Source organism: Marinoscillum pacificum (genome assembly GCF_024714495.1).
Classification (GTDB): Bacteria; Bacteroidota; Bacteroidia; order Cytophagales; family Cyclobacteriaceae; genus Marinoscillum; species Marinoscillum pacificum.
Map to the genome: position 1 here is coordinate 1,034,966 of NZ_JAMZMJ010000001.1, position 25,582 is coordinate 1,060,547.

Annotated in this window: 31 protein-coding genes and 1 other RNA gene; 9 read left to right on the plus strand and 23 right to left on the minus strand. The window is 38.9% G+C overall.

What is annotated here, in order from left to right; genetic code table 11:
* Nucleotides 1-127 precede the first annotated feature (127 nt).
* A complete protein-coding gene (locus NXS00_RS04420) occupies nt 128-910 on the minus strand; it encodes a glucose 1-dehydrogenase (protein ID WP_258097903.1) in 783 nt (260 codons plus the stop codon).
* A 245-nt stretch (nt 911-1,155) separates the two neighbouring features.
* On the opposite strand from NXS00_RS04420, the gene NXS00_RS04425 reads away from it, so the two are divergent.
* The gene (locus tag NXS00_RS04425) at nt 1,156-2,442 is read left to right on the plus strand and encodes a carboxypeptidase-like regulatory domain-containing protein (RefSeq protein WP_258097904.1); all 1,287 of its coding nucleotides are present in this window, start codon (nt 1,156-1,158) and stop codon (nt 2,440-2,442) included.
* A 13-nt stretch (nt 2,443-2,455) separates the two neighbouring features.
* Here NXS00_RS04425 and NXS00_RS04430 read toward each other — a convergent pair whose 3' ends face one another.
* Nucleotides 2,456-3,040 carry a BPTI/Kunitz domain-containing protein gene (locus NXS00_RS04430; protein ID WP_258097905.1) on the minus strand — a complete coding sequence of 195 codons (585 nt, stop codon included), beginning with the start codon at nt 3,038-3,040 and terminating at the stop codon, nt 2,456-2,458.
* 86 nt (nt 3,041-3,126) lie between these two features.
* Here NXS00_RS04430 and NXS00_RS04435 point away from each other — a divergent pair, with 86 nt between their 5' ends.
* Nucleotides 3,127-4,014, plus strand: coding sequence for an META domain-containing protein (locus tag NXS00_RS04435; protein WP_258097906.1), 888 nt, complete (start codon nt 3,127-3,129; stop codon nt 4,012-4,014).
* 90 nt (nt 4,015-4,104) lie between these two features.
* On the opposite strand, the gene hisIE is transcribed toward NXS00_RS04435, so the two are convergent.
* Genes hisIE through NXS00_RS04460 form a run of 5 tightly spaced genes read right to left on the minus strand, consistent with a single transcriptional unit; the run spans nt 4,105 to nt 7,540 of the window.
* Nucleotides 4,105-4,701 (minus strand): bifunctional phosphoribosyl-AMP cyclohydrolase/phosphoribosyl-ATP diphosphatase HisIE, encoded by a 597-nt coding sequence (gene hisIE, locus NXS00_RS04440; RefSeq protein ID WP_258097907.1) that lies wholly within the window; start codon nt 4,699-4,701, stop codon nt 4,105-4,107.
* A complete protein-coding gene (hisF, locus tag NXS00_RS04445; protein WP_258097908.1) occupies nt 4,701-5,456 on the minus strand; it encodes an imidazole glycerol phosphate synthase subunit HisF in 756 nt (251 codons plus the stop codon). The genes hisIE and hisF overlap by 1 nt, the downstream gene beginning before the upstream one ends.
* 41 nt (nt 5,457-5,497) lie before the next feature.
* Complete coding sequence (hisA, locus tag NXS00_RS04450) at nt 5,498-6,211, minus strand: 1-(5-phosphoribosyl)-5-[(5-phosphoribosylamino)methylideneamino]imidazole-4-carboxamide isomerase (RefSeq protein ID WP_258097909.1); 714 nt, start codon at nt 6,209-6,211, stop codon at nt 5,498-5,500.
* A 1-nt stretch (nt 6,212) separates the two neighbouring features.
* On the minus strand, nt 6,213-6,797 hold the full coding sequence (gene hisH, locus NXS00_RS04455) for an imidazole glycerol phosphate synthase subunit HisH (RefSeq protein WP_258097910.1): 585 nt from the start codon (nt 6,795-6,797) through the stop codon (nt 6,213-6,215).
* Nucleotides 6,797-7,540 (minus strand): phenylalanine 4-monooxygenase, encoded by a 744-nt coding sequence (locus tag NXS00_RS04460; RefSeq protein WP_258097911.1) that lies wholly within the window; start codon nt 7,538-7,540, stop codon nt 6,797-6,799. The genes hisH and NXS00_RS04460 overlap by 1 nt, the downstream gene beginning before the upstream one ends.
* A gap of 316 nt (nt 7,541-7,856) precedes the next feature.
* On the opposite strand from NXS00_RS04460, the gene NXS00_RS04465 reads away from it, so the two are divergent.
* Nucleotides 7,857-10,223, plus strand: a complete 2,367-nt coding sequence (locus NXS00_RS04465) for a PAS domain-containing protein (protein WP_258097912.1) — start codon at nt 7,857-7,859, stop codon at nt 10,221-10,223.
* On the opposite strand, the gene aroF is transcribed toward NXS00_RS04465, so the two are convergent.
* The 9 genes from aroF to NXS00_RS04510 form a co-directional block, all read right to left on the minus strand.
* Complete coding sequence (aroF, locus tag NXS00_RS04470) at nt 10,220-11,221, minus strand: 3-deoxy-7-phosphoheptulonate synthase (protein ID WP_258097913.1); 1,002 nt, start codon at nt 11,219-11,221, stop codon at nt 10,220-10,222. The two genes, NXS00_RS04465 and aroF, sit on opposite strands and share 4 nt — an antisense overlap.
* Entirely contained in the window at nt 11,218-11,997 is a 780-nt protein-coding gene (gene trpA / locus NXS00_RS04475) for a tryptophan synthase subunit alpha (RefSeq protein WP_258097914.1), read from the minus strand. The genes aroF and trpA overlap by 4 nt, the downstream gene beginning before the upstream one ends.
* An 85-nt stretch (nt 11,998-12,082) precedes the next feature.
* Nucleotides 12,083-13,279 (minus strand): tryptophan synthase subunit beta, encoded by a 1,197-nt coding sequence (gene trpB / locus NXS00_RS04480; RefSeq protein WP_258097915.1) that lies wholly within the window; start codon nt 13,277-13,279, stop codon nt 12,083-12,085.
* On the minus strand, nt 13,276-13,875 hold the full coding sequence (locus NXS00_RS04485) for a phosphoribosylanthranilate isomerase (protein ID WP_258097916.1): 600 nt from the start codon (nt 13,873-13,875) through the stop codon (nt 13,276-13,278). The genes trpB and NXS00_RS04485 overlap by 4 nt, the downstream gene beginning before the upstream one ends.
* 61 nt (nt 13,876-13,936) lie before the next feature.
* A complete protein-coding gene (locus NXS00_RS04490) occupies nt 13,937-14,326 on the minus strand; it encodes a GxxExxY protein (RefSeq protein WP_258097917.1) in 390 nt (129 codons plus the stop codon).
* Nucleotides 14,327-14,382: 56 nt separating this feature from the next.
* On the minus strand, nt 14,383-15,186 hold the full coding sequence (gene trpC / locus NXS00_RS04495; RefSeq protein WP_258097918.1) for an indole-3-glycerol phosphate synthase TrpC: 804 nt from the start codon (nt 15,184-15,186) through the stop codon (nt 14,383-14,385).
* Nucleotides 15,186-16,178, minus strand: coding sequence for an anthranilate phosphoribosyltransferase (gene trpD, locus NXS00_RS04500; protein ID WP_258097919.1), 993 nt, complete (start codon nt 16,176-16,178; stop codon nt 15,186-15,188). Before trpD ends, trpC begins: the two co-directional genes overlap by 1 nt.
* A 13-nt stretch (nt 16,179-16,191) precedes the next feature.
* Nucleotides 16,192-16,773 carry an anthranilate synthase component II gene (locus NXS00_RS04505; protein ID WP_258097920.1) on the minus strand — a complete coding sequence of 194 codons (582 nt, stop codon included), beginning with the start codon at nt 16,771-16,773 and terminating at the stop codon, nt 16,192-16,194.
* A complete protein-coding gene (locus NXS00_RS04510; RefSeq protein ID WP_258097921.1) occupies nt 16,773-18,188 on the minus strand; it encodes an anthranilate synthase component I family protein in 1,416 nt (471 codons plus the stop codon). The genes NXS00_RS04505 and NXS00_RS04510 overlap by 1 nt, the downstream gene beginning before the upstream one ends.
* 338 nt (nt 18,189-18,526) lie before the next feature.
* Between NXS00_RS04510 and NXS00_RS04515 the strand changes: the two genes are divergently transcribed.
* Nucleotides 18,527-18,934: a tellurite resistance TerB family protein gene (locus tag NXS00_RS04515; RefSeq protein WP_258097922.1), complete on the plus strand. Its 408-nt coding sequence runs from the start codon at nt 18,527-18,529 to the stop codon at nt 18,932-18,934.
* Between the two features lie 54 nt (nt 18,935-18,988).
* On the opposite strand, the gene NXS00_RS04520 is transcribed toward NXS00_RS04515, so the two are convergent.
* From NXS00_RS04520 to NXS00_RS04535, 4 genes are all read right to left on the minus strand, one after another.
* Complete coding sequence (locus tag NXS00_RS04520; protein ID WP_258097923.1) at nt 18,989-19,225, minus strand: hypothetical protein; 237 nt, start codon at nt 19,223-19,225, stop codon at nt 18,989-18,991.
* Between the two features lie 109 nt (nt 19,226-19,334).
* Nucleotides 19,335-20,387, minus strand: coding sequence for an alkane 1-monooxygenase (locus NXS00_RS04525; protein ID WP_258097924.1), 1,053 nt, complete (start codon nt 20,385-20,387; stop codon nt 19,335-19,337).
* 26 nt (nt 20,388-20,413) lie between these two features.
* A complete protein-coding gene (locus tag NXS00_RS04530) occupies nt 20,414-21,109 on the minus strand; it encodes an outer membrane beta-barrel protein (protein WP_258097925.1) in 696 nt (231 codons plus the stop codon).
* An 18-nt stretch (nt 21,110-21,127) separates the two neighbouring features.
* Entirely contained in the window at nt 21,128-21,238 is a 111-nt protein-coding gene (locus tag NXS00_RS04535; RefSeq protein WP_258097926.1) for a 30S ribosomal protein THX, read from the minus strand.
* Between the two features lie 250 nt (nt 21,239-21,488).
* Between NXS00_RS04535 and NXS00_RS04540 the strand changes: the two genes are divergently transcribed.
* From NXS00_RS04540 to NXS00_RS04560, 5 genes are all read left to right on the plus strand, one after another.
* On the plus strand, nt 21,489-21,653 hold the full coding sequence (locus tag NXS00_RS04540) for a hypothetical protein (protein ID WP_258097927.1): 165 nt from the start codon (nt 21,489-21,491) through the stop codon (nt 21,651-21,653).
* Between the two features lie 38 nt (nt 21,654-21,691).
* An RNA gene (gene ffs / locus NXS00_RS04545) (signal recognition particle sRNA small type) lies at nt 21,692-21,785 on the plus strand.
* Nucleotides 21,786-21,834: 49 nt separating this feature from the next.
* On the plus strand, nt 21,835-22,491 hold the full coding sequence (gene fsa, locus NXS00_RS04550) for a fructose-6-phosphate aldolase (RefSeq protein ID WP_258097928.1): 657 nt from the start codon (nt 21,835-21,837) through the stop codon (nt 22,489-22,491).
* Between the two features lie 40 nt (nt 22,492-22,531).
* Entirely contained in the window at nt 22,532-22,735 is a 204-nt protein-coding gene (locus NXS00_RS04555) for a fructose-6-phosphate aldolase (protein WP_258097929.1), read from the plus strand.
* Nucleotide 22,736: 1 nt separating this feature from the next.
* On the plus strand, nt 22,737-23,447 hold the full coding sequence (locus tag NXS00_RS04560) for a cell division ATP-binding protein FtsE (RefSeq protein ID WP_258097930.1): 711 nt from the start codon (nt 22,737-22,739) through the stop codon (nt 23,445-23,447).
* Between the two features lie 27 nt (nt 23,448-23,474).
* Here NXS00_RS04560 and NXS00_RS04565 read toward each other — a convergent pair whose 3' ends face one another.
* The 3 genes from NXS00_RS04565 to NXS00_RS04575 are packed head-to-tail and all read right to left on the minus strand — an operon-like array spanning nt 23,475 to nt 25,564.
* On the minus strand, nt 23,475-24,527 hold the full coding sequence (locus NXS00_RS04565) for a hypothetical protein (RefSeq protein ID WP_258097931.1): 1,053 nt from the start codon (nt 24,525-24,527) through the stop codon (nt 23,475-23,477).
* Nucleotides 24,499-25,017 carry a hypothetical protein gene (locus tag NXS00_RS04570; RefSeq protein ID WP_258097932.1) on the minus strand — a complete coding sequence of 173 codons (519 nt, stop codon included), beginning with the start codon at nt 25,015-25,017 and terminating at the stop codon, nt 24,499-24,501. The genes NXS00_RS04565 and NXS00_RS04570 overlap by 29 nt, the downstream gene beginning before the upstream one ends.
* Complete coding sequence (locus NXS00_RS04575; RefSeq protein WP_258097933.1) at nt 25,010-25,564, minus strand: RNA polymerase sigma factor; 555 nt, start codon at nt 25,562-25,564, stop codon at nt 25,010-25,012. The genes NXS00_RS04570 and NXS00_RS04575 overlap by 8 nt, the downstream gene beginning before the upstream one ends.
* Nucleotides 25,565-25,582 lie beyond the last annotated feature (18 nt).

Sequence of the window (25,582 nt, forward strand, 5' to 3'; positions counted from 1 at the left end):
TGGAAATGGCTGAGTTCGCACCCAGCCATTTCTCCCAACCAGCTATAGCATCTCACGATGCACGAGACAAAGGTTGATATAAAATCAACACAAGAACATACCGCGAAAACGGTATATTTAAAAAAAATTAAGAGTTTCCGTAAAGGTTAGATTCCCCTCCGTCTATTGCGATAGTTTGTCCACTTACATAGCCATTCTCTTCACTTAATAAGTAAGAAACGAAATTTCCAACATCTTTTGGATCTCCCAAATGTCTTGTAGGGTTGTGCTGTGCATATTCCGCTTCTGCGGCTTTAGGGTCATCTGGATTCACTTGTTTAAATGCTTCCGCTACCATTGGTGTTAGAATAGCGCCTGGAGCAATTGCATTGGTCAAAATACCATCTTTTCCATATTCAATCGCTGCATTTTTGGTCATACCTGACACAGCATGCTTACTAGCTACATAGGCAGTTTGATTGACGACTCCTCTGATACCACCCACTGAAGCTACATTGACAATTCTACCGAATCCTTGCTTTTGCATATGTGGAATTACGTATCGCAAGCCATAATAAACTCCCATGAGGTTGATGTCTATTACCTTTTTAAATACATCCAAATCGTATTCAGTCATCGGAGCCTGGCGCCCTTCGATTCCTGCATTGTTGTAGAACCCATCAATTCGTCCAAATTTTTCGATGGTCTTATTCACATAATTCTTTACAGCTTCTTCATTGGATACATCAGCTACCACTGTTAATGTTTCCAATCCATCAAAATCCTTCGTAAGTGAAGCTTCTGCTTCTTTTAGTTTCTCCTCATTGTAATCAACTAGTACTAATTTCGCACCTTTTGCAGCCAAACTCTGTGCTGCAGCATAGCCAAGTCCCATGGCTCCTCCTGTGATTATTACTACTTTATCTTTCATGATCTTTTTTATTAGTATGTATATACATACAACCTTAACCATTATGCAAAGTTCCTTTAATGCGTCATTTTAACACATTTATTTTAACCTCTAAAATTTTAGCACTAAAGACCAATCTCATAACCTACAGATTACCAATCAATTGACCTACAATATTAGATTTAGAATGCTTTAACAATTATTAAGATACATCGGTATTACACATTGAAAGGAAGCGAATAAATTACTTTCAGCATAACTCCATAATGATGTTCAAACTGAAAAGATTAACCTTAATAGCGACAGTCGTTAGCTTTCATTTCGCCAATTCTCAGAAAATAATAGAGGGCAGAATAATTGATAAGGAAACCTCTGAGCCAATTCCTTTCGCTCACATGTATGATCCTGAGAACGGCTTGGGTACTACAACCAATTTACTTGGAGAGTTTATACTTGATTACCCCGAATCTCTCGAGAGCATTAGCCTAAGAATTTCTCACATTGGGTATGTTTCAACAGACATGTTACTCTATTCTAATTCTGATTTTTTGGAACTGACATTAATTCCTCAAACCGAATTATTAAATGAAATAGTGGTCTCCCCCAAAGACCCTTACCAGCTAGTGGAACAATGCATCCAATCAATAAAGGAAAACTATCCCACAGATGGTTATACGCTCAATGGTTTTCAACGAGAAGTCATAACCATTACTGATGAATATGTACAATTGCTAGAAGCAGAATACTCAACCATTCTTGATGATGGTGGATCCAATAGTTATCTAATAGACGGACGATTTGCTGAAAACAAGCCCTACAGAATCAAGGACAATTTGTGGAACGACAAACGCGGAGGATTTTACGCTTTGGGTATTACTTCGCTGGGTGCATCCAATCTACCTGAGGAAGAATCTTTCTTAGGAGTACCTATTAAAAAGATTGAGAAATATTACCAATTGTCATATGATGGAACTACCGACCTAGCCATAGGAAATGCCCATCAAATATCATTTCAACCATTTGAACAAGTCAAGAAACCATTGGTTACTGGAACCCTATACATCGATATAGCCACAAACGCACTAGTGGAGATGAATTACCACATTGCGGATCGACAGAAGACCTTTCTAAAGACTAACAAAAACTGGAAAGGCAATGACCTATCTACCGCTCCTGCAGTTAAAAAAGTCTTTATAAAAGATGAAAAGCGCACCCTAAAATACCGCCCATTTGGTGAAAAATGGTTTCTGAGTTCCATTATTCATGATATTAAATTCATAGCTGAAGTAAAGCTACCCGTCAAATCCATTGCTGAGAGTAAGCCATTACACCTTCACCTTGAGCAAGTTGTCACGAACATATCCCCATCCGCTTCCTCTCCTGATGTTCCCGAAGTACCAACAGAGATGTATTATTTCCAGGTGCATCTGAAGAATAATGCCGAAAGCTATGATTCATCACATTGGAATCAACCAACAGGTATTAAAAGTAATATTGATAATACATCAATTATTAGAGACTTGACATTGAAGAATAAAACTGTGAATGAATAACCATTGAAGCAACCTACTTAACGCAACATGCCTGACATTCTTCTAACGTTTCAAATGGTATATTACCTCCACATCCACCCCAATTGAACGATTCACATTTTCTTGTTTCCTGATTGAAATAAAAATAAGTATTCATCGCTCTGCAAGGACCTCCTTTTGGGATTAACATACAACGATCTACTGGTTCTAAAGATCTGTCAGAAGTTGTCTTTGTGAACTTCAATCGACCATTTCTTATAGTTATCACCAATGAAGTTTCACTCTTAGAGTCTAATAAAAAGTAATCCAACATTTGTGACTTATAGGATGTCAAATCCATTGGAGGCGTATCCTTTCCCATTATCACAACAAGATCATTTTCTAAATCAGATCTTCCCAAAGTTTCTGTAGAATACCAGGTTCTTACTTCTCCAGTCTCATCCCAAAAGTTTAAATATTTTTCATCAAAAAAAGCCAGTTCAAATACTTTATCAGCTGAAATGAATAAGGTATCTGTCGACTCATTAGCAAGAAAATACTCTAATCTCCAGTTATCATTTTGAGCAGTAACCAATTGTGTACAGACAATTAAAAAAAGAAATCCAGTTATTTTTTTCATAGTGAAGAATCCAGGTTTATAACATTTGAAATTAAATCCGTTTTTTGTTACTTAAACAAATGAAGTCTCATTATTCACCCCTGATCATGCTAATTGGATTATTAATCCTGACATTTAGCGGCTGCAAAGAAGAAACAGAAACCCCCAATCCACTTTCGGGAAATGAACAAATCTCCATGAAGTTTGATGGAAAATATGCAGCTCAAGACTCTGGCTCAAGTGTGATCTATTACAACCAATACCTCAGCATCAATTCATTTGGTATCACCGGATTTAGAGACAACTTCTTACAATACTCGTTTGAATTTAATGGCATGTATGATGGCACGCTCAACGTAAATCTAATTAATGAGTTAAGCTTAACTTTTATAGAAATAGACTACACCAATGTTCGTTTTACAAACTTCACACCTACAGATGGCCACTTCATAATCACAGAGTTTGACTCAATTAACAATTCCGTCTCAGGTGAATTTGAAATGACTCTTGAAAATGATGAACACACCAGAAAGATCGAAATCAAAGAAGGCAAACTTCAAGATCTTCCATTTGCTGAACTCTTCTGTCAACCGAATTGGCCGGTCTTTACTCATGATTCCACTTCCATATACAATAAATGGGGAATTGTCGGTATAAGAGATGAAGATGGAAACATGGACTACCCGCCCTGCGACAGTTCTCCTTTTATCACTATTACCCCACAATCTAAAAACGAGGACTCTGAAAACTTCCAAGGATCTGACTCGAGTAATGGGTTCATCGGCAAAGCGTCTATTGATGAAGAAAATCAAACGATAACAGTTGGAGAATTAGTCAGTACGCTCGCATTTGCCAACATTTGGAATGTTGATTACAGCCGCAAATTCATGGAAATTTTGAATGACGCGACTGTTCATTATCAATTCTCAGATACAGAACTTATAATATCTAAGGAGAACTCCGAAATGGAATTGGTGTTTGTGCCGGTGGAGTAAATCACTAACCTTCACATTTATTATTAGAATGAAAAAACCCGTCCAGTGTATACTTAGACGGGTCTTAAAATATCTACTTTGATAGAGAACTTACTTCTTATGTCTTCCCTCCAGTACCTTCACCACATCGTCTAGTGAGTAGCCTTTGTGAGCCAATAGTACCATCAGGTGATAAAGCAAATCAGCTGATTCATTGAGGAACAAGTCTTCATTGTCATCTTTTGCTTCGATCACCACCTCTACAGCTTCCTCTCCTACTTTCTGAGCTACTTTATTGATTCCTTTTTTGAATAAACTAGCCGTGTAAGACTCATCTGATGGATTGTTCTTACGGTCCTCTATAATGTCTCTCAGGTGATTCAGAAAAGTGATCGGATTACTATTCGCTTCATCAAAGCAGGTGTCTGCGCCAGTATGACAAGTTGGGCCCTGAGGTTCTGCTTTTACTAAAATGGTATCCTTATCACAATCTTCAGCTATACTTTTAACCATCAAGAAGTTACCAGATGTTTCACCTTTCACCCAAAGACGATCCTTGGAGCGACTAAAGAATGTCACTTTACCTGTTTCTTCCGTTTGTTTCAATGCCTCAGCATTCATGTAGCCGAGCATCAATACTTTTCCAGTTAAGCTATCTTGTATGACTGCTGGCAGCAGTCCTCCTCCTTTTTCGAAATCCGGTGACATTATAATCGTATTGGTAAATTTTGTTTTGCTAATTCGTTTTTCAAGTGTTTGATCTCTACTTCCTTATAGTGAAATATACTGGCAGCTAAAGCCGCGTCTGCCTTGCCATTGTGGAAGATATCAGCGAAGTGGGCTTCATTTCCTCCTCCACCAGAAGCAATCACAGGAATGCTCACAGCCTCTCCAACTCGCTTGGTTAAGTCCAGTGCAAATCCGGATTTGGTTCCATCATGATCCATAGAAGTCAACAAGATCTCTCCTGCACCTCTTTCTGCCACCTCCTTAGCCCAGGCAATCGTTTCTAGCTCTGTTGGTTTGGTACCACCATGTGTATGAACGAAATCCACTCCATCTACATTTCGGCTATCTATGGCTACTACGATACATTGAGATCCAAACTCCTTCGCTAGTTCGTTGATCAAACCAGGGTTTTTCACCGCAGAAGAATTAATAGACACTTTGTCTGTACCTGCACTAAGCAGAGCACGAACATCTTCTACAGAACTTATGCCTCCTCCAACAGTAAAAGGTATATGAATAGCTGATGCCACTTTTTTTACCAGATCAATCAAAGTTTTACGCTTCTCAAGAGTTGCTGAAATATCCAAAAAGACTAATTCATCTGCTCCTTCTAGTGTATAACGTTCCGCAAGCTCCACTGGATCTCCAGCATCACGAAGCTCCACAAAGTTGACGCCCTTCACGGTGCGACCATCTTTGATATCCAGACAAGGTATGATTCTTTTTGTTAACACTTTTTCTATCGTTTAATAGGCTCTGGTTTATCGACATTCAATCATATTGATGCCAGCTCTTCCAAAGTTATATGTCCTTCATAAAAAGCTTTACCGACTATAGCTCCGTAAAGTCCCTGTTCTTTCAATTGGATCAGATCCGATTTTCCAGACACTCCTCCACTAGCTATCAATTTCAGTTCAGGAAACTCACCCAATATTTTCTGATACAGCTCAAAAGATGGCCCCTGAAGCACTCCATCTTTGCTGATATCGGTACAAATCACGTATTCAATTCCAAGCTGAAGGTAATACTCCAGATACTCCATCAAATCAAGATCTGAAGACTCCTGCCATCCTGAAACCATCACTTTTTCATCCAGCACATCTGCGCCTAAAATGATTTTTTCAGCTCCGTACTCTTCGATCCAGCTTTTGACTTCTTCACGGTTGTTCGCAGCAATGCTCCCAGCGGTAACTTGCTTAGCACCTGCTTCTAAAACCTTCTCCAGATCCTTTCTAGTCTTCACACCTCCTCCAAAATCAACAGTCAAATTGGTTGAAGAAGTGATCGATTGTAAGGTTTCTAAATTAACGACATTCTTTGCTTTAGCTCCATCCAAATCAACTACATGCAATCGTTGAATGCCTGCATCTTCAAATGCTTTAGCTACTGCAGCCGGATTGTCAGAATACTCTTTCTTTTGGTTGTAATCGCCTTTGGTTAGGCGAACACATTTACCCCCTATGATGTCTATTGCAGGTATGATATGCATGTTAAAGCTTTAAGAAATTGTCTAAAAGTTTCATTCCTGCCTCAGCACTCTTTTCGGGGTGTGGCTGTATGGCATAGTAATTATTCTTGTTCAATGCTGCACTGAATGCCATTGGATATTCAGCTACCGCGACGGTCTCTTCACAAACGGGCACATAGTAGCTATGAACGAAATACAAATAATCTCCTTCACTGATTCCGTTCATGATTGGAGACTTCAATTGATGAATATCATTCCAACCCATGTGAGGAACTTTTACTTCAGAAGAATCAAATCGAAGTACTTTTTGAGGTATGATTCCAAGACATTCCGTATCATTTTCTTCAGATGACTCACACATCAGCTGCATGCCCAGGCATACACCTAAGAAAGGCTGATTTAGAGATTTCAATACCTGATCCAACCCTTTTTCTTTCAGGCTTTTCATTGCAGAGCTAGCCTCTCCTTGTCCAGGAAATATCACTTTATCTGCAGACTGAAGAAATTCAGGATCATCTGACAAAATGGGTTCAACACCCAGTCTATTCAATGCAAATGTCAATGACTGAACATTCCCAGCATTGTATTTAACTATTGCTACTTTCATTAGACAGTTACCACTTTTCCTTCGTGCTCGGCTACCATCTCAGCCAAAATTCTCTTTACTTCCGGGATGCTGTTATACAGCTGTTCATAGGATTCAATCACAAAGTAACGATCCTGAAAAACATTCTTTTTGTATGGCGTATTGGCAATTACCTGCACATCAAACGAATATTTTGGAGGCTCTTCACTCAGCGAAAACTTGGTTTCACCGGCACTTGATAAAATACCAGCTCCGTAGATTCTCAGACCAGCTTCTTCCTGAATCAATCCAAACTCCACCGTAAACCAGTACACTCGAGAAAGTATTTCAATCGCATAATCATTGCCGACATATTGCAAACCGATATTGCTCAATGCTTCCAAAAAATCCACGAAAGACTGATTACTCAATAATGGTACATGAGCAAAAACATCATGAAACATGTCAGGCTCTTCCAGGTAATCCAGTTCTTTCATTTTCCTTAACCAGGTGGTCGCTGGAAAACGTTTATTGGACATCAACTCGAAGAATGTATAATCCGGTACAATACCTGGAACAACAGCCAATTTCCAACCTGTCAACTGCTGAAGTACTTCGTTCGTTTCATCGAATTTTGGAATAGCATCTTCTACAAAATTCACTTTATTCAACCCCTCCAGATAGGCAGTACTGGCAGCAGTTGGAAGGTTCCCCATCTGACGCTTGTAGAGGATCTGCCATACTTCAAAATCCTCCTTCGTGTAATTGCCGTAAATCTGTTTCATAAAGGGTTATCTAATCAAATTTAGAAAGCCGCAAAGATAACCACTATCGACTCTAGCATGGCCTAAAAATCAATTATTCTGCTTCAGCAAAACGTTTATTAAACTTCATTTAACTGGCAATTGTCGTTATCCAACTAAATTCATCAAAGTCATTGGTTATCTCTAAGCATTTTTGAAATGTATCCTGTAAATTAAAGATTGATATAGTTGGGTTAGTATGAGTTATTTGGTGGAGGGTTTTCCTGCAATTTTTCAAAGTAATTCCTTCGGTGTTTTAATCATCGGCCAGCAAGATGAAGTCATAGATTTCAACTCAATGGCAGAAGAAATTTTTGCCCTTTCCAAAAATCAAAAATTACCACTAGCAGACCTTATCAACATCAAAAGTGATTCCAAGAATCCTGCATTAGCGGAAGGAAGACATCAAGGCACCAACCTGAATGGAAAGTTCATTTCCATTGATTATACCCAAATCAGTTCTGATCATCATAGTTATAGAAGCTACATTCTGGTAACTGAAACACCAGAACATCAATTAAGAGAAGAAGATTTTGCAATTACAGTGATCAACAGCATGCCTGGCCAATTTTACCTCTTCAATGAAAAAGGTGAAATGCTGTTATGGAATCATCAAATGTCCTCTATGTCTGAGTATACTGATGATGAAATTAAAGCGATGGGTGCATTATCATTTTTCCCAGAAGAAGAACGTGAACTGGTGCTATCAAAAATCCAGGAGGTTTATGCACTTGGTGAGGCGCAAGTACAGGCACATTTGTTAACAAAGTCTGGCAAAAAGATTCCCCAAAAAGTTTCCGGTAAAAGAATTAAATACAAAGGCCAAACGTGCATAGTAGGACTGTCTACTGATATTTCAGATTTAGTGGACATGCAAGACACACTTAAATCATCAACTAAGCTTTTAAAGACAGCTCAAGAAATTGCTCAAATCGGTTATTGGGAATGGAACTGGTATGATGAAAAATACTATTGGTCTGACGAAATGTATGAGCTATGTGGTAGAAACAAGAATGATGGACCAATGCCACATCTTGAATTTGCCTCAAGGATACATCGAAAAGATTTGGAAGTACTCGAAAAAGAGCGAAAGCGTATTGTCAAAACACTTGAACCCGGTGAGGCTGAATTTCGATTTTTTACTCCTAATGATGAAATGCGGTATTTCACCGTTCACACTAGTCCAATAATTGATGAAAACGGCCGCTTCTGCAGTTTGGAAGGTACTATTCAAAACATCACTGAGCGTAAGAAGCACGAGGAAGATGTTCGTAATTCTAATGATCGATATGAATTGATTTCTAAAGCCACCAATGATGCCGTTTGGGACTGGGATATACGTGGCAATACGATCACAGGAAACAAAAACTATCTCAAATTATTCAACATCAAAAACAATGAAGTTGAATTAACAGACGAAATGTTCTTTACGAGAATTCATCCAGAAGATAGAGAACGTGTACGATCAAATATGGCTGAAGCTTTATTTGACAATAAGAGCACGGTGACAGAAGAATATCGTTTTTTAAATCATGAAGAAGAGTATCGTGTGATATTGGATAGGTCTCAGATCATTTATGATGAAAAGAGAATGCCAATTAGAATGGTTGGAGCCATGCAAGACATTACCCTTCAGAAAAATGCTGAGGATGAACTTCAAGATATAACCAATAGGTTATCCCTGGCCACTACATCGGCTAAACTGGGCATATTTGACTGGAACCTGGAGTCTGATCAGCTTGATTGGAATGAATACATGTATGAAATTTTTGATGTAGACCCTTCCGATTTCGACAAGAAATTTCAGTCATGGCTGGACTGTTTACACCCACGAGATGTTCACAATTTCGATTTCATCAATAACCAGGATCTTCTCAAGAAGCGCCTTCTTCATACGCATGTTCGGGTTGTTCCTTTCTCGGAAGAAATCCGATACATTGAGATTCATGCTATCATCTTGCCAGACAAAGATCGGAATGTGTATTCCGTCATTGGCGTCTGTAGAGATATTTCTGAAAAAGTATTGGCTGAGCAATCTATTAATAGAGCAATCATAAGCACCCAGGAAACCGAGCGATTCGAAATTGGCCGAGAATTGCATGACAATGCCATTCAGGTGTTAATTGCAGCATTAATGAACCTGAATTACGTCAAAGAAAGATCATCTGACCCTACTGCAGCAGAAACAAGCATCGAACTGACCAAACGAGCCATAAACGAAATTCGAAGATTGTCACATCAGCTCGCTCCTTCTGATTTGGGATATCTCGCTATCGAAGAATCAATAAAAGATTTACTGAAGGAGATGAACTATAATGATGAGTTCGAAACGAATCTTGACATTGAAATTGATCCTGAAGCGTTCATTCCCAATGAGGTGAAAATGAACCTGTACCGCATAGTTCAGGAACAGCTTAGCAATATTCACAAACACTCTAAAGCCTCCAAAATCGATATTGAACTGACTGTAAAGCGATTATCCTTACTTCTTAAAACAAGCGACAATGGAATTGGGTTTGACCTCAACTCCAGTCTCAAAGGAATTGGGATTAGCAATATGGAGCGAAGAGTAAAAATGTTTGAGGGAGATATTGAAATCAAAAGCTCCCCCAAAAATGGATGTGAAATCGTTATTCAAATTCCGCTTGAAAGTATGGACTTTTAGTAAAGCTCTTGCAGCGCTCTCATTTTTCGTATGAGTCTTGCTGACTCTTCGTAATCTAACGTTTGCTGACCGTCAGAAAACGCCTTTTCAGGTTTATCATGTATCTCGAAAATTACGCCATCTGCTCCTGCTACTGTTGCTGCCAAAGCTACTGGCTCCACATGATCCCTGATACCAATTCCATGACTAGGATCAGCGATTACAGGTAAATGCGTCTTCTCTTTTAAGATAGGAATGGCATTGATGTCGAAGGTATTTCTTGATGCTTTTTCATACGTTCTGATACCTCGTTCACACAATAACAAACGCTCGTTACCTCCTGCAAACACGTATTCTGCACTATATAACAATTCATCAATTGTACCAGAAATACCACGTTTGATCATCACTGGCTTATCAACTCTTCCCAGCTCATCCAATAAATTGAAATTCTGCGTATTTCGAGCACCAACCTGGTATACATCCACATAGTCGTACATCTCCTCTATCTGAGAAACCTGCATCACTTCTGTTACGATTTTGATCCCAGCTTCTTTTGCGGCTTTGTACCACATCTTCAGGCCGTCTATTCCCATTCCACGGAAAGAGTAAGGAGAACTTCTAGGCTTATAAACGCCTCCTCGCATAATCCTCAACCCATTCTCTTTCAGGTGATTAATAGTCTTTTCAATATTCTCTTCACCTTCGATGCTACATGGCCCAGCCATCATCGCAAAATTTCCATCTCCGATCAATACGCCATCACCAAGGTCGATTACGGTTCTGTTAACCTTCCACTTTCTAGAAACCAGTTTGAAGTCATCTGACACAATATGAATGTCTTTGATTCCTTCCAGATGACCGATGTTTCGAACATCAAATTTTTCCTTACCAATACCGATGATGTACTCTCCTTTTTGAGTTTTTACGTCATTGGTTTTGTATTTAAGTGCCGAGACTTGTGCTTTTAATGCTTCGCGCTGCTCAGCAGTAATAGTGGGTTCAAGCTGAATAATCATGATACAGGTGATTTAACTTGTTGAATGTAGTTTTTAATATTTTCTGATGAGGAATTCTCCTCCATTAGTTTAATAAATGCACTTCCGATAATGGCTCCATCTGCATACTCACAGGCTTTGCTAAATGACTCATTGTCAGAGATACCAAAACCAATCAATCGCTTATTTTTCAAGCCCATTGACTTTATTTTTTGGAAGTAGCTGATTTGCTCGGTAGAGATGCCTGATTTTGCTCCTGTTGTACTTGCCGAAGAAACCATGTAAATAAACCCTTTACTCAAAGAGTCAATCTTTTGGATACGTTCTTCTGAAGTTTGTGGAGTAATTAGAAAAACATTATACAATCCATACTTCTCCAACACCGATTGATACATCACTTCATACTCATACATGGGTAAGTCTGGAAGAATCAACCCATCTATTCCTACCTCTGCACATTTGGCACAGAAAGCCTCAAAACCATATTGCAAGACGGGGTTGATGTATCCCATTAGCAATACAGGCACTTTGACATGCTCACGTAAAGTTGCTAACTGGTCAAATAACCTATTAAGTGTCATTCCATTTTCCAGTGCTACAGTAGAGCTCGCTTGAATGGTCGGCCCATCTGCTACAGGATCAGAGAAAGGCAAGCCAATTTCAATCAAATCTGCCCCGCCCTCGTCTAATGCTTTAGCAATAGAAAGTGTGTCTTCCAGATTTGGGTAACCAGCTGTGAAATACACATTGAGTAACCGATCTTTTTTATCTATAAATGCCTGATCTATTCGATTCATTATTTTAGTCTTTTAGTTAATAGTCCATAGTCGATAGCCCATGATTCACTTACTTTGGACTATAAACTAATTTCTATGGTCTATATTAATATTTCCCCCATTTGATATAGGTCTCCAAGTCTTTATCACCTCGACCCGACAAGTTCACAACAACAATGTCAGTTTCTTTCAACTCCACTTTATCCAAAGCAGCCAGAGCATGTGCACTTTCTACTGCTGGTATAATTCCTTCCAATTTGCTGAGTTGTACTCCTGAGATCATTGCCTCCTCGTCGGTTGCCCCAACGAATTTGGCTCTTCCGGTATCAAACAAGTGCGCGTGAAAAGGCCCTATCCCCGGGTAATCCAACCCTGCAGAAATACTATATGGCTCAACAACCTGACCATCATCCGTTTGCATCAAAATACTTCTACTTCCATGCAATACGCCCTCACGACCTAGAGCAGTTGTAGCTGCAGATTTACCAGTTTCGTTTCCTAGACCAGCTGCTTCCACTGCCACTAACTTCACCGCTTCATCATCTAAATAATGATAGAAAGCACCCGCAGCATTACTTCCACCGCCAACACAAGCAATCACATAATCTGGGTTTTCTTGTCCTTCATGCTCTTTCAATTGCCATTTAATCTCTTCGCTGATTACCGACTGAAAGCGTGCTACCAAATCGGGATATGGATGTGGTCCAACCACAGAACCGATAATGTAATGCGTGTCTTGAGGATGATTGATCCAATGCCGCATTGCCTCATTGGTCGCATCCTTAAGTGTCTTACTTCCACTAGTAGCTGGTCTCACCTCAGCACCCAAAATCTTCATGCGCTCAACGTTTGGCTTCTGACGAGCCATATCAATTTCACCCATGTATACCGTACACTCAAGTCCCATCAGCGCACAAACAGTAGCTGTAGCCACACCATGCTGACCAGCACCAGTCTCAGCAATTATTCGTTTTTTACCAAGTGCTTGTGCTAAAAGTATCTGACCAATGGTATTGTTCACTTTATGCGCTCCAGTGTGGCACAAGTCTTCCCTCTTCAAATAGATTTTAGCCCCATATTGCTCAGACAATCTGCCAGCGAAATATAGTGGTGTAGGTCTACCAACATAATCCTTAAGCAATTTTTGAAAGTCCTTTTGAAACGCATCAGAATTCATGATTTCCAAATACGCATTCTTCAATTCCTCCACGTTTGGATACAACATTTCAGGAATGTATGCTCCTCCAAATTTTCCAAAGTAGCCCCTTTCGTCTACTAAATATTTTGATTTCACTTCGCTCATAATTGATGCTTAAATGATTTAATCTTTTGTATGTCTTTCACAGCCGGTGCTATTTCAAATCGGCTGTTGATATCCACTGCATAAAGCTGAGGAATGTTTAATGCTTTGATGGATTCCAGATCTTCTAAATCTATGCCTCCACTTAGAAAGAAAGGCTTTTCCAAATCATACGATTCCAGAATACTCCAATCAAATTTTTGTCCGCTACCTCCATGCTGTGGTGTTTTGGTATCAAACAAGAAGTAATCCACTGTTGATTCATAAGGTTTCATATCTTCGAGTGGAAGCTGATCCATTACCCCAAATACTTTGATCACTGTAAAACCTAATTGCTTCAATTCCTTTGCCTGTTCAACTGACTCACTACCATGCAATTGAACCATTTCAAAACCAAACTTTTTTGATTTCTCCTTAATGACTTCAGTCGATTCATTGACAAAAACCCCAACTGTCGCAACATCCAGATCTGTCTGTGGTGACTCTTCCACATATCTCGCACTTTTTGGATAGAAGATCATTCCCATAAAATCTGGCTTCACCTCCATCAACTCCCGGATATTATCCGACTCCCGCATGCCACAAACTTTCAGTTTCATTTTTTTTCTTAACCGCTGAGCCCCTGAGTCCTCAGAGAGGAATGTTCTACATGTTTAAATTCTATTTATCTTGATAGTATTTATTGATCAACCTTCTGATACCATCTTTAACTCTGTATTCATTAAAATTTATCAGCAAACCGATTTTACAATTTGCTAGTTTCAAATAAGTGAGAATTTGAGCTAAATGAACATCTTCAATACCTTTAACCGCCTTCAATTCCACAACAACCTTGTCCTCAAGTAATAAATCAATTCGATAACCACATTCCAACTGAATTCCTTTATATACCACTGGCATCGCTTTCTCTCTTTCTACTTTCAATCCAACCTCACCTAACTCGAACGCAAGACATTCACTATATGCAGATTCAAGAAGACCCGGACCTAATTCTGAATGCACCTTGATTGCAGATCCTATAATAATGTTGGTGATATCATTGATTTCCATAAACTATTCAATTTGGCCAGTCAGAACTCCGATTTCTATGCTTCTCTGCGGTTAAATTAAACCTTAGAACTTTGCAGTTTGATCTGTTTTACAAAGTCTCTACACGCTTTTTCAGGACTACCTTTTTGCATGAAGTACTCTCCTATTAAGAAACCTTCGAATCCATGGCTCATCAGATCCACAACTACCGCAGGATCATTAATTCCACTTTCAGAAACTTTCACAAAGTCATTCGGAATGAGTTCTGCCAGATCCTTAGATGTTTGAATAGTTGTTTCAAACGTGGACAGATTTCTGTTATTTACTCCTAATAAATCAATGTGTGGATTAAGAGTACTTTCCAACTCTTCTTTATTGTGTACTTCCAACAGCACTTCCAGCCCTAAAGACTGAGCAAAAGCACCAAGTGACTTCACTTGCTCTGGTGTTAGCGCTGCTGCAATTAATAAAATCACATCTGCTCCTATTGATTTAGCTTCAATGATTTGATACTCATCTACAATGAAGTCTTTTCTAAGAATTGGGCAGAAGTTGAAACTACGTGCTGTAATCAAATCTTCATTTTTACCACCGAAGTATTTCGAATCAGTAAGAACGGACAACCCTGAAGCTCCAGCCTGCATGTACCCAATAGTCGTCTTCTCAACTTTTGCACTTGAATTGATGATTCCTTTAGAAGGCGATTGACGCTTGAACTCCGCAATAATTCCAACCTTATCTTCTCTTCTGATATATTTTTTCAGTGAAACTGCTTTACTGGAGAAATAGGTACTTTGCTCCAATAACTTCACTGGGTAGAGACTTTTGCGTTGCTCTACTTCTACTTTCTTATCTGCAATAATTTGATCTAGAATACTCATTATTGATTCACTGCTAAAAAGTTTTTGAATGATTCTAAGGCTTTTCCTGAGTTCAGAGACTCTCTCGCCTGCTCAATTCCTTGTTGAATTGAAATTTGTTTTCCTGTTGCTATTGCCAAACCAGCGTTAGCCAATATCGCCTGCTCTTGGGCTTCTGTTCCTTCATTATTAAGTACCTGCCGGAAGATCTTCGCAGAATCCTCAACAGTATCTCCACCGTGAAGCTGCTCCTGAGTCAGACGCTTTAGACCTATATCCTCTGGCTCATATACCGCCTCTTCATTTCGAGAGATGATCTTAAATCCACCAGTTAATGAAACTTCATCGTATCCGTCCAAAGAATGCACAATCATGAAGTTCTTATCCGTATTTTGATAGAGATATCCATAAAGTCTTGCCAACTCCAGACTAAATACTCCTACCAATTGATTCTTGGGGAATGCTGGATTTACCATTGGCCCAAGCATATTAAAGAAGGTCTTGATACCAAGCTCTCTTCGAACTGGCCCTACATTTTTCATGGCAGGGTGGAATAAAGGAGCATGTAAGAAACAAATTCCTGATTGCTCTATGCTCTTCTTTATCTGATCCACATCATTGGAGAACTTGGCTCCCATGCTTTCCAGTACGTTGGATGATCCACTAACTGAAGACACACCGTAGTTTCCATGTTTTACCACGTTTTGACCAGCTCCTGCCACCACAAATGATGATAGCGTAGAGATGTTGAAGGTGTTTTTACCATCCCCACCAGTACCACAAAGGTCAATGGCATCATAATTTTCACCTGGCACCTTCACGCAAAGCTCCAACATCGCATCACGGAAACCTTCCAACTCCTCCACAGTAATGGATCTCATCAAATAGACCGTCATAAAGGCAGCCATTTGACTATTGTTATATTGACCTGTAGCCAGATTTGACAAAATGGTAAATGCCTCGTCCTTACTCAGAGATTGATACTTAAATAATTTATTGAGTACTTCTTTCATCTATAGCTGTTGATTAGAGTTGTTCTTTTAACCAGTTATCAATCATTTGAATACCGTGCTCAGTCATGATGGATTCAGGGTGAAACTGCACACCTCGCACTTTATATTCAGCATGTTTGATAGCCATAATATTTCCAGACTCGTCTGTTGCCGTTACTTTCAGGCAATCTGGTAATCCTGCAGGAGTTACTGCCCAGCTGTGATATCGACATACATTGAATTCGCCAGGAAGTCCTTCAAAAAGAACATCAGACTCATCCGTCAAAACCGTTTTGGTAGCTACTCCATGAAATACAGTTGGTAAGTTGAATAACTCTGCTCCAAAGGACTCAGATATACCTTGATGTCCTAAGCATACTCCCAAAATGCTCTTAGAATCGCTATAGCGCTTGATTACCTCCGGCATGATGCCTGCATCTTTTGGCAATCCAGGGCCTGGAGACAATAGTATTCTTTCAAAGTCAGCCACATAATCCACCGTAATTTTATCGTTGCGGTGTACTTCCAATTCATTCTCCAGACCTAACTCTCGAAGTATATGCACGAGGTTGTACGTGAACGAATCGTAATTATCGATAACTAATACCTTCTTCATTAATCGTTGATGTTTTCAGCCATTTTCATAGCAGACTCAAGGGCTGCCAACTTATTATATACTTCCTGCACTTCACTCTTTGGGTCGGACTTGGACACGATTCCTGCCCCTGCCTGGAAGAACAATTTATTTGCCTTACTCAAGAATGTTCTGATCATAATGGCATGATTGAAATTACCTTTGAAGTCCATGAAACCAATTGCTCCACCATAAAATCCACGAGCGATGTTTTCATTTTCATCAATCAACTCCATAGCTCGGTATTTTGGTGCGCCCGACAATGTTCCTGCAGGGAAGGTGCTCGCAACAATTTCTAATGGATCTGACTCAGGACGTAGTTTACCAGTCACCTTTGAAACCAAGTGAATTACATGGGAATAGTATTGCACTTCTTTATAAGTCTCAACTTTCACCTGATCAGAACTCTTGCTCAGATCATTTCTAGCCAGATCGACTAACATGATGTGTTCAGAGTTTTCTTTCGGATCTTCAAGAAGCTTTTTAGCCAATTCCGCGTCTGCTGCGTCATCGCCAGTTCGTTTGAAGGTTCCAGCAATGGGGTAGATAACTGCTTCTCGATCTTTTACCACAATCTGTGCCTCTGGTGAAGAACCAAAGATCTTGTAGCTACCATAATCGAAATAAAATAAGTATGGTGATGGATTTATAGATCTCAAGGCTCTGTAAACCTGGAATTCATCGCCTTTAAATCCGGTACTAAACTGTCTGGAAAATACTACCTGGAACACGTCTCCTATGTCACAATGCTTGATTCCTTGCTTTACTCTTTCCAAAAACTCTTCATCCGTAAAGTTTGATGAGGTTTCGGTTGATTTATTAAAGCTAAATGATGGAATATTTCGCTGAGACAAAACATTCAATAGATCATTAAATGAAGCATCATCTGGCTCCTCAGTGTAGCACTCTATTAAATGACACTCATTTTTGAAGTGATCTAAAGCAATAATGTATTTGAATACGCAGTACTGAATCTGAGGTATTTGCGCTGATTCAGTTTTTACATTACTGAACGTAATGTCTTCATAGAACTGAACAGCATCATACGCCATATAACCAAACAATCCTGTCTGTATGTGCTTAACCTCTTCATCTTCTACACTGAAATGCTCCAGAAAAGATCTCAAAGCAGGTAGAACTGTAGCAGATTGAAGCTCTTTCTTTTCGGTACTTCCATCTGGAAATGACATTTCCAACTGAAGATTTTCCAACTTAAAATTAGCCAGAGGATCACAGCAGATATAACTAAATGCATTTTCCCCTCCATGATAGTCAGAACTCTCCAAAAGGAAGGATTTCGCGTACTTGTCACGGATTTTCAGATATAGGCCAACTGGCGTAATGGTATCCGCCAGCAGCTTTTTCTTCCGTATTTTCAACTTAAATTGGTTTTCCATAGTAAAGTATAGATCAAAAAAAAACCCGCTGTGATCAGCGGGTTTCTTGATGTTAATATTATTATTCACATACCTCTACTGTTCACAGTCTGCTAAGATCTATGTGCCACCAGTAGTATGTGTTCATTGTTTTCATGCCGCTAATGTAGCATCGTATCTGTTGTAAATCCAAGCCTTTCAATAAATTATTCTGAAAAAAATGGAATTGCCCGATTATTAGATCAAATAAAGCAATCCAAAAGACTTCTTACCATGATTTTTATTCGTAGATTTAATCAGTTTCTATTTTGGAGACTAAGTAGGAATTGAATTTCAATTTTTGAACTATCTTCACAACCATGTTACCTGTAGAAGAACAATTAAGTATACTGGTTCATCTTTCAATGGCTGATAAATTTCTTGCTGAAGAAGAAAGCAAGCTTATTCATAAAATAGGTGAGGGAAATGGCCTCAGCACGGAAGATGTGGAATTGATAATGGATAATCCCAAGCCAATTCCAAATTTGAAAGATTTACCGCCTGATGAAAAATTTGATTATTTATTCAATGTGATTCAACTAATGAAAGTAGATGGAAAAATCTACCAAAGTGAAATTGAATTCTGTGAAAGGCTCGCTATTGCCCTGGGATACAAACCTGGTGTGGTAGGTGACCTATCGGCCTATATTTATTCTGATCCAGCTATTATGACTAAAAGGAGTTATTTACGATCAATTGCAGATAAACATCTGGTTCCGAGAAAATAAGAAATGAAAAAAGGCCCGAAATTCGGGCCTTTTTTATTGAATATCATGTCTTATTTACTGAGCACTAATGGCCTTACTAAGATCATCCAACAATTTCTTTGACACTTTTCTTGGATTATCCTTCTTAAAACTCTCTAGAGCAGTTTGAGCTTCCGCTCCTTTTTCAAATAGACCAGCAGGATTGTGGTCATGCGCGTAACTTCCAAGACACCACTCGATTTCTGAAACCAGTTGTTCTTCAATACCAAGTTGTGTCAACTTGTCTTTAGCTTCGATTAATACTTTTTCCATTTTTTCTGCAGACATTTTTAAACGGTAACGATTGTGAATATTTATACAAAGTAAAGTAAATAATCATCTGATTTTCAAAGGATTGTTATCTTTTTTAACAAATACGTAATTAACACAACGATTTCTTAAAATTCGCAATCCTTTCATTCATAATTCTGAACCATATTGGAGGTATCGTCGCTAATATCATCATACCAGGATATCCGGTAGGCATTTGAGGACTCTCATCCATATGCCTCAATATTTGATACTTCCTACTTGCCTTATAATGATGATCTGAGTGCCTGGACAACTCAAACAACATCATTCTCCCAATCACATGATCGGAGTTCCACGAATGTGCCGGCATGACACGCTCATAGCGATCTCCCTTCTTATCTCTGGATAATCCATAATGCTCGATATAATTAACCGTCTCAAGCAACACGAATCCGATGATCGCAGCTAAAACAAAGTAAATTGCGATCACCCAACCAAAGTACCAGTATATTAACGCAACAAACATCAATTGCGTTATCTGAAATAGCAACATTTCATTGCGCCAAGAAAGTTTCCCATAACCTTTCTTTTTTAGTCGATCATATTCTAATCTCCATGCAGACAGATATGCATTGATAATTGACCTAAACCAAAAAGCATACAAAGACTCGCCTAGGCGTGCTGATGACGGATCCTCATCTGTAGAAACGTTTTTATGGTGTCCTCGATTATGCTCTATAAAAAAGTGCATATACAATGAGGTCATCAAAAGCATTTTGGCCATCAGCTGCTCATATTTATGCTTTCGGTGTCCGAGCTCATGAGCAACATTGATCCCCATTACTCCGCACAGCAATCCCATGGAGGCTGTTCGTCCAATAATGGATACTGCATCCAAGTCTGGATGTTGTAGGGAATTCAAAAACAACCAAAGACTTACAAACTGAATCGGGACGACTAGGTAGACCAACCAATCGAATAACCGATTTTGGAGTAATTCACTTTCCTCCTCTTCCTTATGGTTGGCGTTATTCGGCTTGAAAAACAACTCTAATAAAGGAATAAAAAAGAATGCCTCAATAACCGGAAGGAAGGTCAAGAAACCAGTACTGTTAAAAGAAATGTAGGCTAAAATGGGCAGAGTGAAAACACTCAGGTATTTAAGAATTCCTAAACGTTTCATTTTATTGGGTTATGTTCCCAATAAAATTACCTTGAAAATTCCATTTTCCCGAATGGAATGAGGTAAGCAACCGTAAACCCTCCCAAATAATGATTGGTAAGATCAGGAAGTCGATCGGAGAAATCGTCGGTTTTGATAAAACTACTTGCACTATATGATAAAAAGCCATCTAAATGCAATGCTCCAAATGGAAAATCACGATGTATTCCTACTGAGACTTTCACTCCATAACCCAATTTACGATCTCGATCTTCTTCGTAAGTATAAAACTCCTGCCCCCCTAGATTGTCGAGATTGGGAGTAGTGTCCTTATCTACACTGATCAACTGCTCTAAAAATATCCCTAGAGTAGCAAAAATTTTCGTTTTGCGCTTTCCTCCATAAATAATAGCATCCAAGGGAAACGTAATGTAATCCATTTTAACATGGTAGGTAGGCTCATCAGTATCGAAAGTCTGCCTCCAACCTTTGGTCTCATACTGCAATCCACTCTGCAAACCCGCATTCAGAAAAGATGTATGAGATTGATTGGTGAAAAGCTTGAACATCACTCCACCATGATATCCAGGATCAAATCCTGTTGACATAAATGTATTATACAGCGTATGCTCGATGTAAGCCGACTGAAAATGTCCGCCACCACTAATACCTATATAACCTTTTACTTGTGCATTGAGGGCACTTGAAATCACCAACAATACTATCCCTACAATTATTCTCATTCAAACACCCTCAAAGGGCTATTTCTTTTTAGCTGTCGCTTTCTTTGTGGTCGCCTTTTTAGGTCTTTTCACCCCATACGATCCACTTGCAATTTTACCCTTTTTAGTCTTCTTGTCTCCTTTTCCCATGGTTTTATCTGATTAAAATGAAACAATAGCAAGGCTAATTACCAACGAAAGTCAAGATCCAACCTTGCCTTTTCACAAAAATAAAAATGATTCAGCAAATAGAAATTCATAAATCAAAACATTTACTCACAGTCTAACCTTACATACAACATGATGAATTATTTAATCCCTCCATAATATCAATTTAACTCAGTAATGAACTTCAGTTTATTGATTGCCAATATCTTAGCACCTATAAAAATTTAAGATCATGGAAAAAATAGAACGTGATTTTCAAAGTGATGAATTCTCTGAATTAGACGATGTTCTCGATCGATCATTTTTTAATAATTCTGAGGAACTAGTTGATCTTGAAGAAGATGAGGACAACTACGACACTGAAAGTGACGATTTCCGACTAATTTCTGAATTATAATATTAGGAAAGTCGCAATCTTTACTACCTTTGCACCTCGGCAAACGGATGCGACCAGCTCCTGCTGAATCCCCCAGGACCGGAAGGTAGCAAGGGTAAGCGGTTGTAGCGGTGCGACATTTCGTTTGCCTTTTTTATTATCCCTTTTTTACTCCACTTTTACTTCTCAAAATCTTATTAATATGAAATTCTTTATAGATACAGCTAATCTAGACGAAATTAGAGAGGCTTACGACCTAGGTGTATTAGACGGTGTTACTACCAACCCTTCATTGATGGCTAAAGAAGGCATCACTGGTGAAGAAAATATTTTAAAACACTACAAGGCAATCTGTGACATTGTAGATGACAATGTGAGTGCAGAAGTAATCTCTACCGAATTTGAAGCCATGCTTGCTGAAGGTAGAAAATTAGCAGCTCTGGATGACAAGATTGTAGTGAAGGTACCGATGATCAAAGACGGTGTAAAAACCATCAAGGCTTTGACAGACGAAGGTATTAGAACAAACTGTACACTGATTTTCAGTGCCGGTCAAGCGATTTTAGCCGCTAAAGCAGGAGCAACTTACATCTCTCCTTTCATTGGCAGACTAGATGATATCGGATCTGATGGCCTTACATTAATCGAGCAAATCGTTCAGATATTTGACAACTACGATTTCGAAACTGAAATTTTAGCTGCTTCCGTTCGTCACAACATGCATTTGATTCAGTGTGCAGAAATTGGTGCGGATGTAGTTACTTGTCCTCTATCCGTAATTACAGGACTTTTGAAACATCCATTAACCGATAGTGGATTGGAGAAATTCCTCGCAGATTATAAAAAAGGTAACCAATAAGCCTGCATAACAGTTGATGATACAAACGGCAATATCTGATATGTATATCATCAAGGTAAAAGGAAAGGCTAAAATTCCTGATTATATTCAGCTTCGAGACGAGAAGTTTGTACTGATCGCTTATTTTAGAGCAGACAGACCCTTACAAAAACTTGAAAAGTTTGGACTGGAAGGTAAAGAGACAGAGCTTAAAAAACTGATCGATTCATTACCTTTCGGTAAACTTCAAAAACTAGAGCTTTAAGATGTCATTTTCAGAGGAACCAGTAGTTAAGATTACCAATGCCACTATTTTTCAAGACAACACCACTGTACTTAGTGAGTTGGATGTCGATATTGAAAAAGGTGAATTTGTGTACCTGGTTGGTAGAACTGGAAGTGGAAAATCATCACTCCTCAAAACGCTTTATGGTGATTTGCCATTGAGACTTGGAGACATTAAAGTTGCTGGATATAATATAAGGGGTCTTAAATCAGGAGATATTCCTTTCTTGCGAAGAAAAATTGGCATCGTATTTCAGGACTTTGAACTGTTTTACGATCGCAATGTATCTGAGAACCTTCACTTCGTCATGAAAGCTACTGGCTGGAAAGACAAAGCGAAAATGAAGAGTCGATTAGCTGAGGTATTAATGCGTGTGGGATTAGGAGCTGTGAGCAGCAAAATGCCACATCAACTAAGTGGTGGTGAGCAACAGCGTGTAGTAATAGCGCGTGCTTTGCTCAACGAACCACAAATTCTCTTTGCAGATGAGCCTACCGGTAATCTCGACCCGGAAGTTTCTGAAGGAATCATGAAACTATTCTTAGAAATCAACAAAAGTGGAACGGCCGTTATCATGGCTACTCACAATCATCATTTCATCAAGCAGTTTCCTGCAAGAGTACTGAAATGTGATAAAGGAAAGATTCTTGATTCGAAGAATGAAGAATTCGAACTTACTGGAATGTATTAAATAAAGAGGTCTCAATTGAGGCCTCTTCTATTTTACTTTCAAATCACCGTAACTCGATTTCACAATGATTCTTTTACCTGAATCACCTTTCCCAATTCGAGCTTTGTACTCACTCTTGTTAGCATCTTTCACTTTGCGGTAAATATCCACCTGATCATTGCTAACACTCATATTGGAAAATGAAAACTCCCCTTCCAACTCCGCATTGGTACCATCCTGCAAACGAAGAGTGTAGTTACTAAACTTACCGTAGATTTCAATTTTGGAGAAGTCCTTATTCAGCTCCTCTATCTCAAAATCTGAGATATAACTTGCTTCGAGATACATCTGCTTGTTGAGTTTCTCAATGGAGAATCCTGAGAACTGCGCATCAGCTTCCACCACATCTACCTCTCCTATTACCAATTCCCCATATTTACTCTCAACTTCAATTGTACCTACAGAACCAATGGTCACATTTGAAAATTGCTGCTCCATTTCCAGATTAACTACTTTTTGGACATCCAAATCACTGTATTTCACCTCCATTTCAGCATTCGTGAGTGCACCCACAGTTCCTTTGCCAAAAGACAATTCCAAATCCAAAAAACCTTCAAAATTCATGGTCTTCAAATTGCCATATCCTACCTCAATCTCAGCATCACCTTTCCAATCATCGATATAGGTATCTCCAAACTTGTTTTCTATGTCTATTTTGTTAGTTGAAGGCATATTGATCCAATAATTGATTTTGAAGCTCTCATCATTTTTCGAATTCATATTTCCGTTCATCTCCGTAATGAAGGACATGGTACTTCCCTCACTAATAGCTACGTTAATTTTATCCAGCATCTGTCGAGCTCTGTCTTCCGTTTTTCCATTCACAATGATCTCAATCTTCACTTTGAGCTCTTGTTTGTCCCACTTCTCCAAATGCACCTCACCAAACTGATTGGAAACTTTTAACACAGTTGATGCATTAATTGGGTAAGACTTGTTGATTAATTTTTTCTTCTCTTCAAGTGTTCCAGCCAGGGCTACATGCAACCCCAGAATCATCACAAAAACAAGATTAAATTTCAATATGCTTATTGGCTTCATTTTCTTGATTTTTTAAGTCATTTAATATTTTCACCTGTTTATTGAGGATTTCAATTCTCAGCTGCAGGTTTTTGATCATCATATCAGAGATCAATTCACTTGAATTTTGACTTTTATAGGTCTGCTTAAGTTGAGCATACATTTGATCTAACCGCTCTATTTCCACCAAAAATTCACGACTTAAGCTTGACTGTCCGGAAGTAGCTATTTCTTGTTTTCTCTGAGCTATCAATTGCGTATAATACTGCTCTACCTGATAAAATTCTGACTCCATGGCTGTTGTTGAGTCTTTTTGCTCAGCCAATTGTTTATCCACAATGAGATAAACAGTAGAGATTAATAGTATTACTGCGGCTACTTTCCATACACCCAGCCATTTATCTGACTTAGTCTGCTGTTGCTGAATATGTTGCCAAACCTTCTCAGAAGGCACCTCACTATCAAACTCCTGTCTGTTGTCGAGAATAAATTTTTCTAGTTGATCACCCATATTTAACCTCCTTCTCTAATAATTGTCGAAGCTTGTCTTTACCACGTTTAAACTGACTTTTAGAAGTGGATTCCGTAATTCCCAAAATGTCTGAAATCTCTTTATGATCATATCCTTCAAACAAATAAAGGGAAACCACACTTCTAAACCCTTTCGGTAGTTCTAAGACGGCCGCTTTCACGCGCTCAACTGTCAATCCTGATACTGATTCAAAGCCGTCATCATACTTTTCCACATCCTCTACTTCCTCCATCATCAGCGCCTCCTTTTCACTTCTCCTCAAACTAGTAATCGCCTTGTTAATTACTATTCGCTTAAGCCAGGCTCCAAAAGTGGAGTCTTCGCGATAGGAAGCAATGTTTCGAAACGCACTCAGAAATGCCTCCTGTAAGACATCCTCAGCTTCCTCTTGCACTGCACATATTCTCAAAGCCGTATTATACATCGCTTTGCTGTACAATTGATAGATCTCATACTGTGCCACCTGATCCCCATTTCGGCATCTTTCGATTAACCCAGCATGTATATTTATCGTTTGGCTATTCAAGGCTTAAAAGTCAAAATT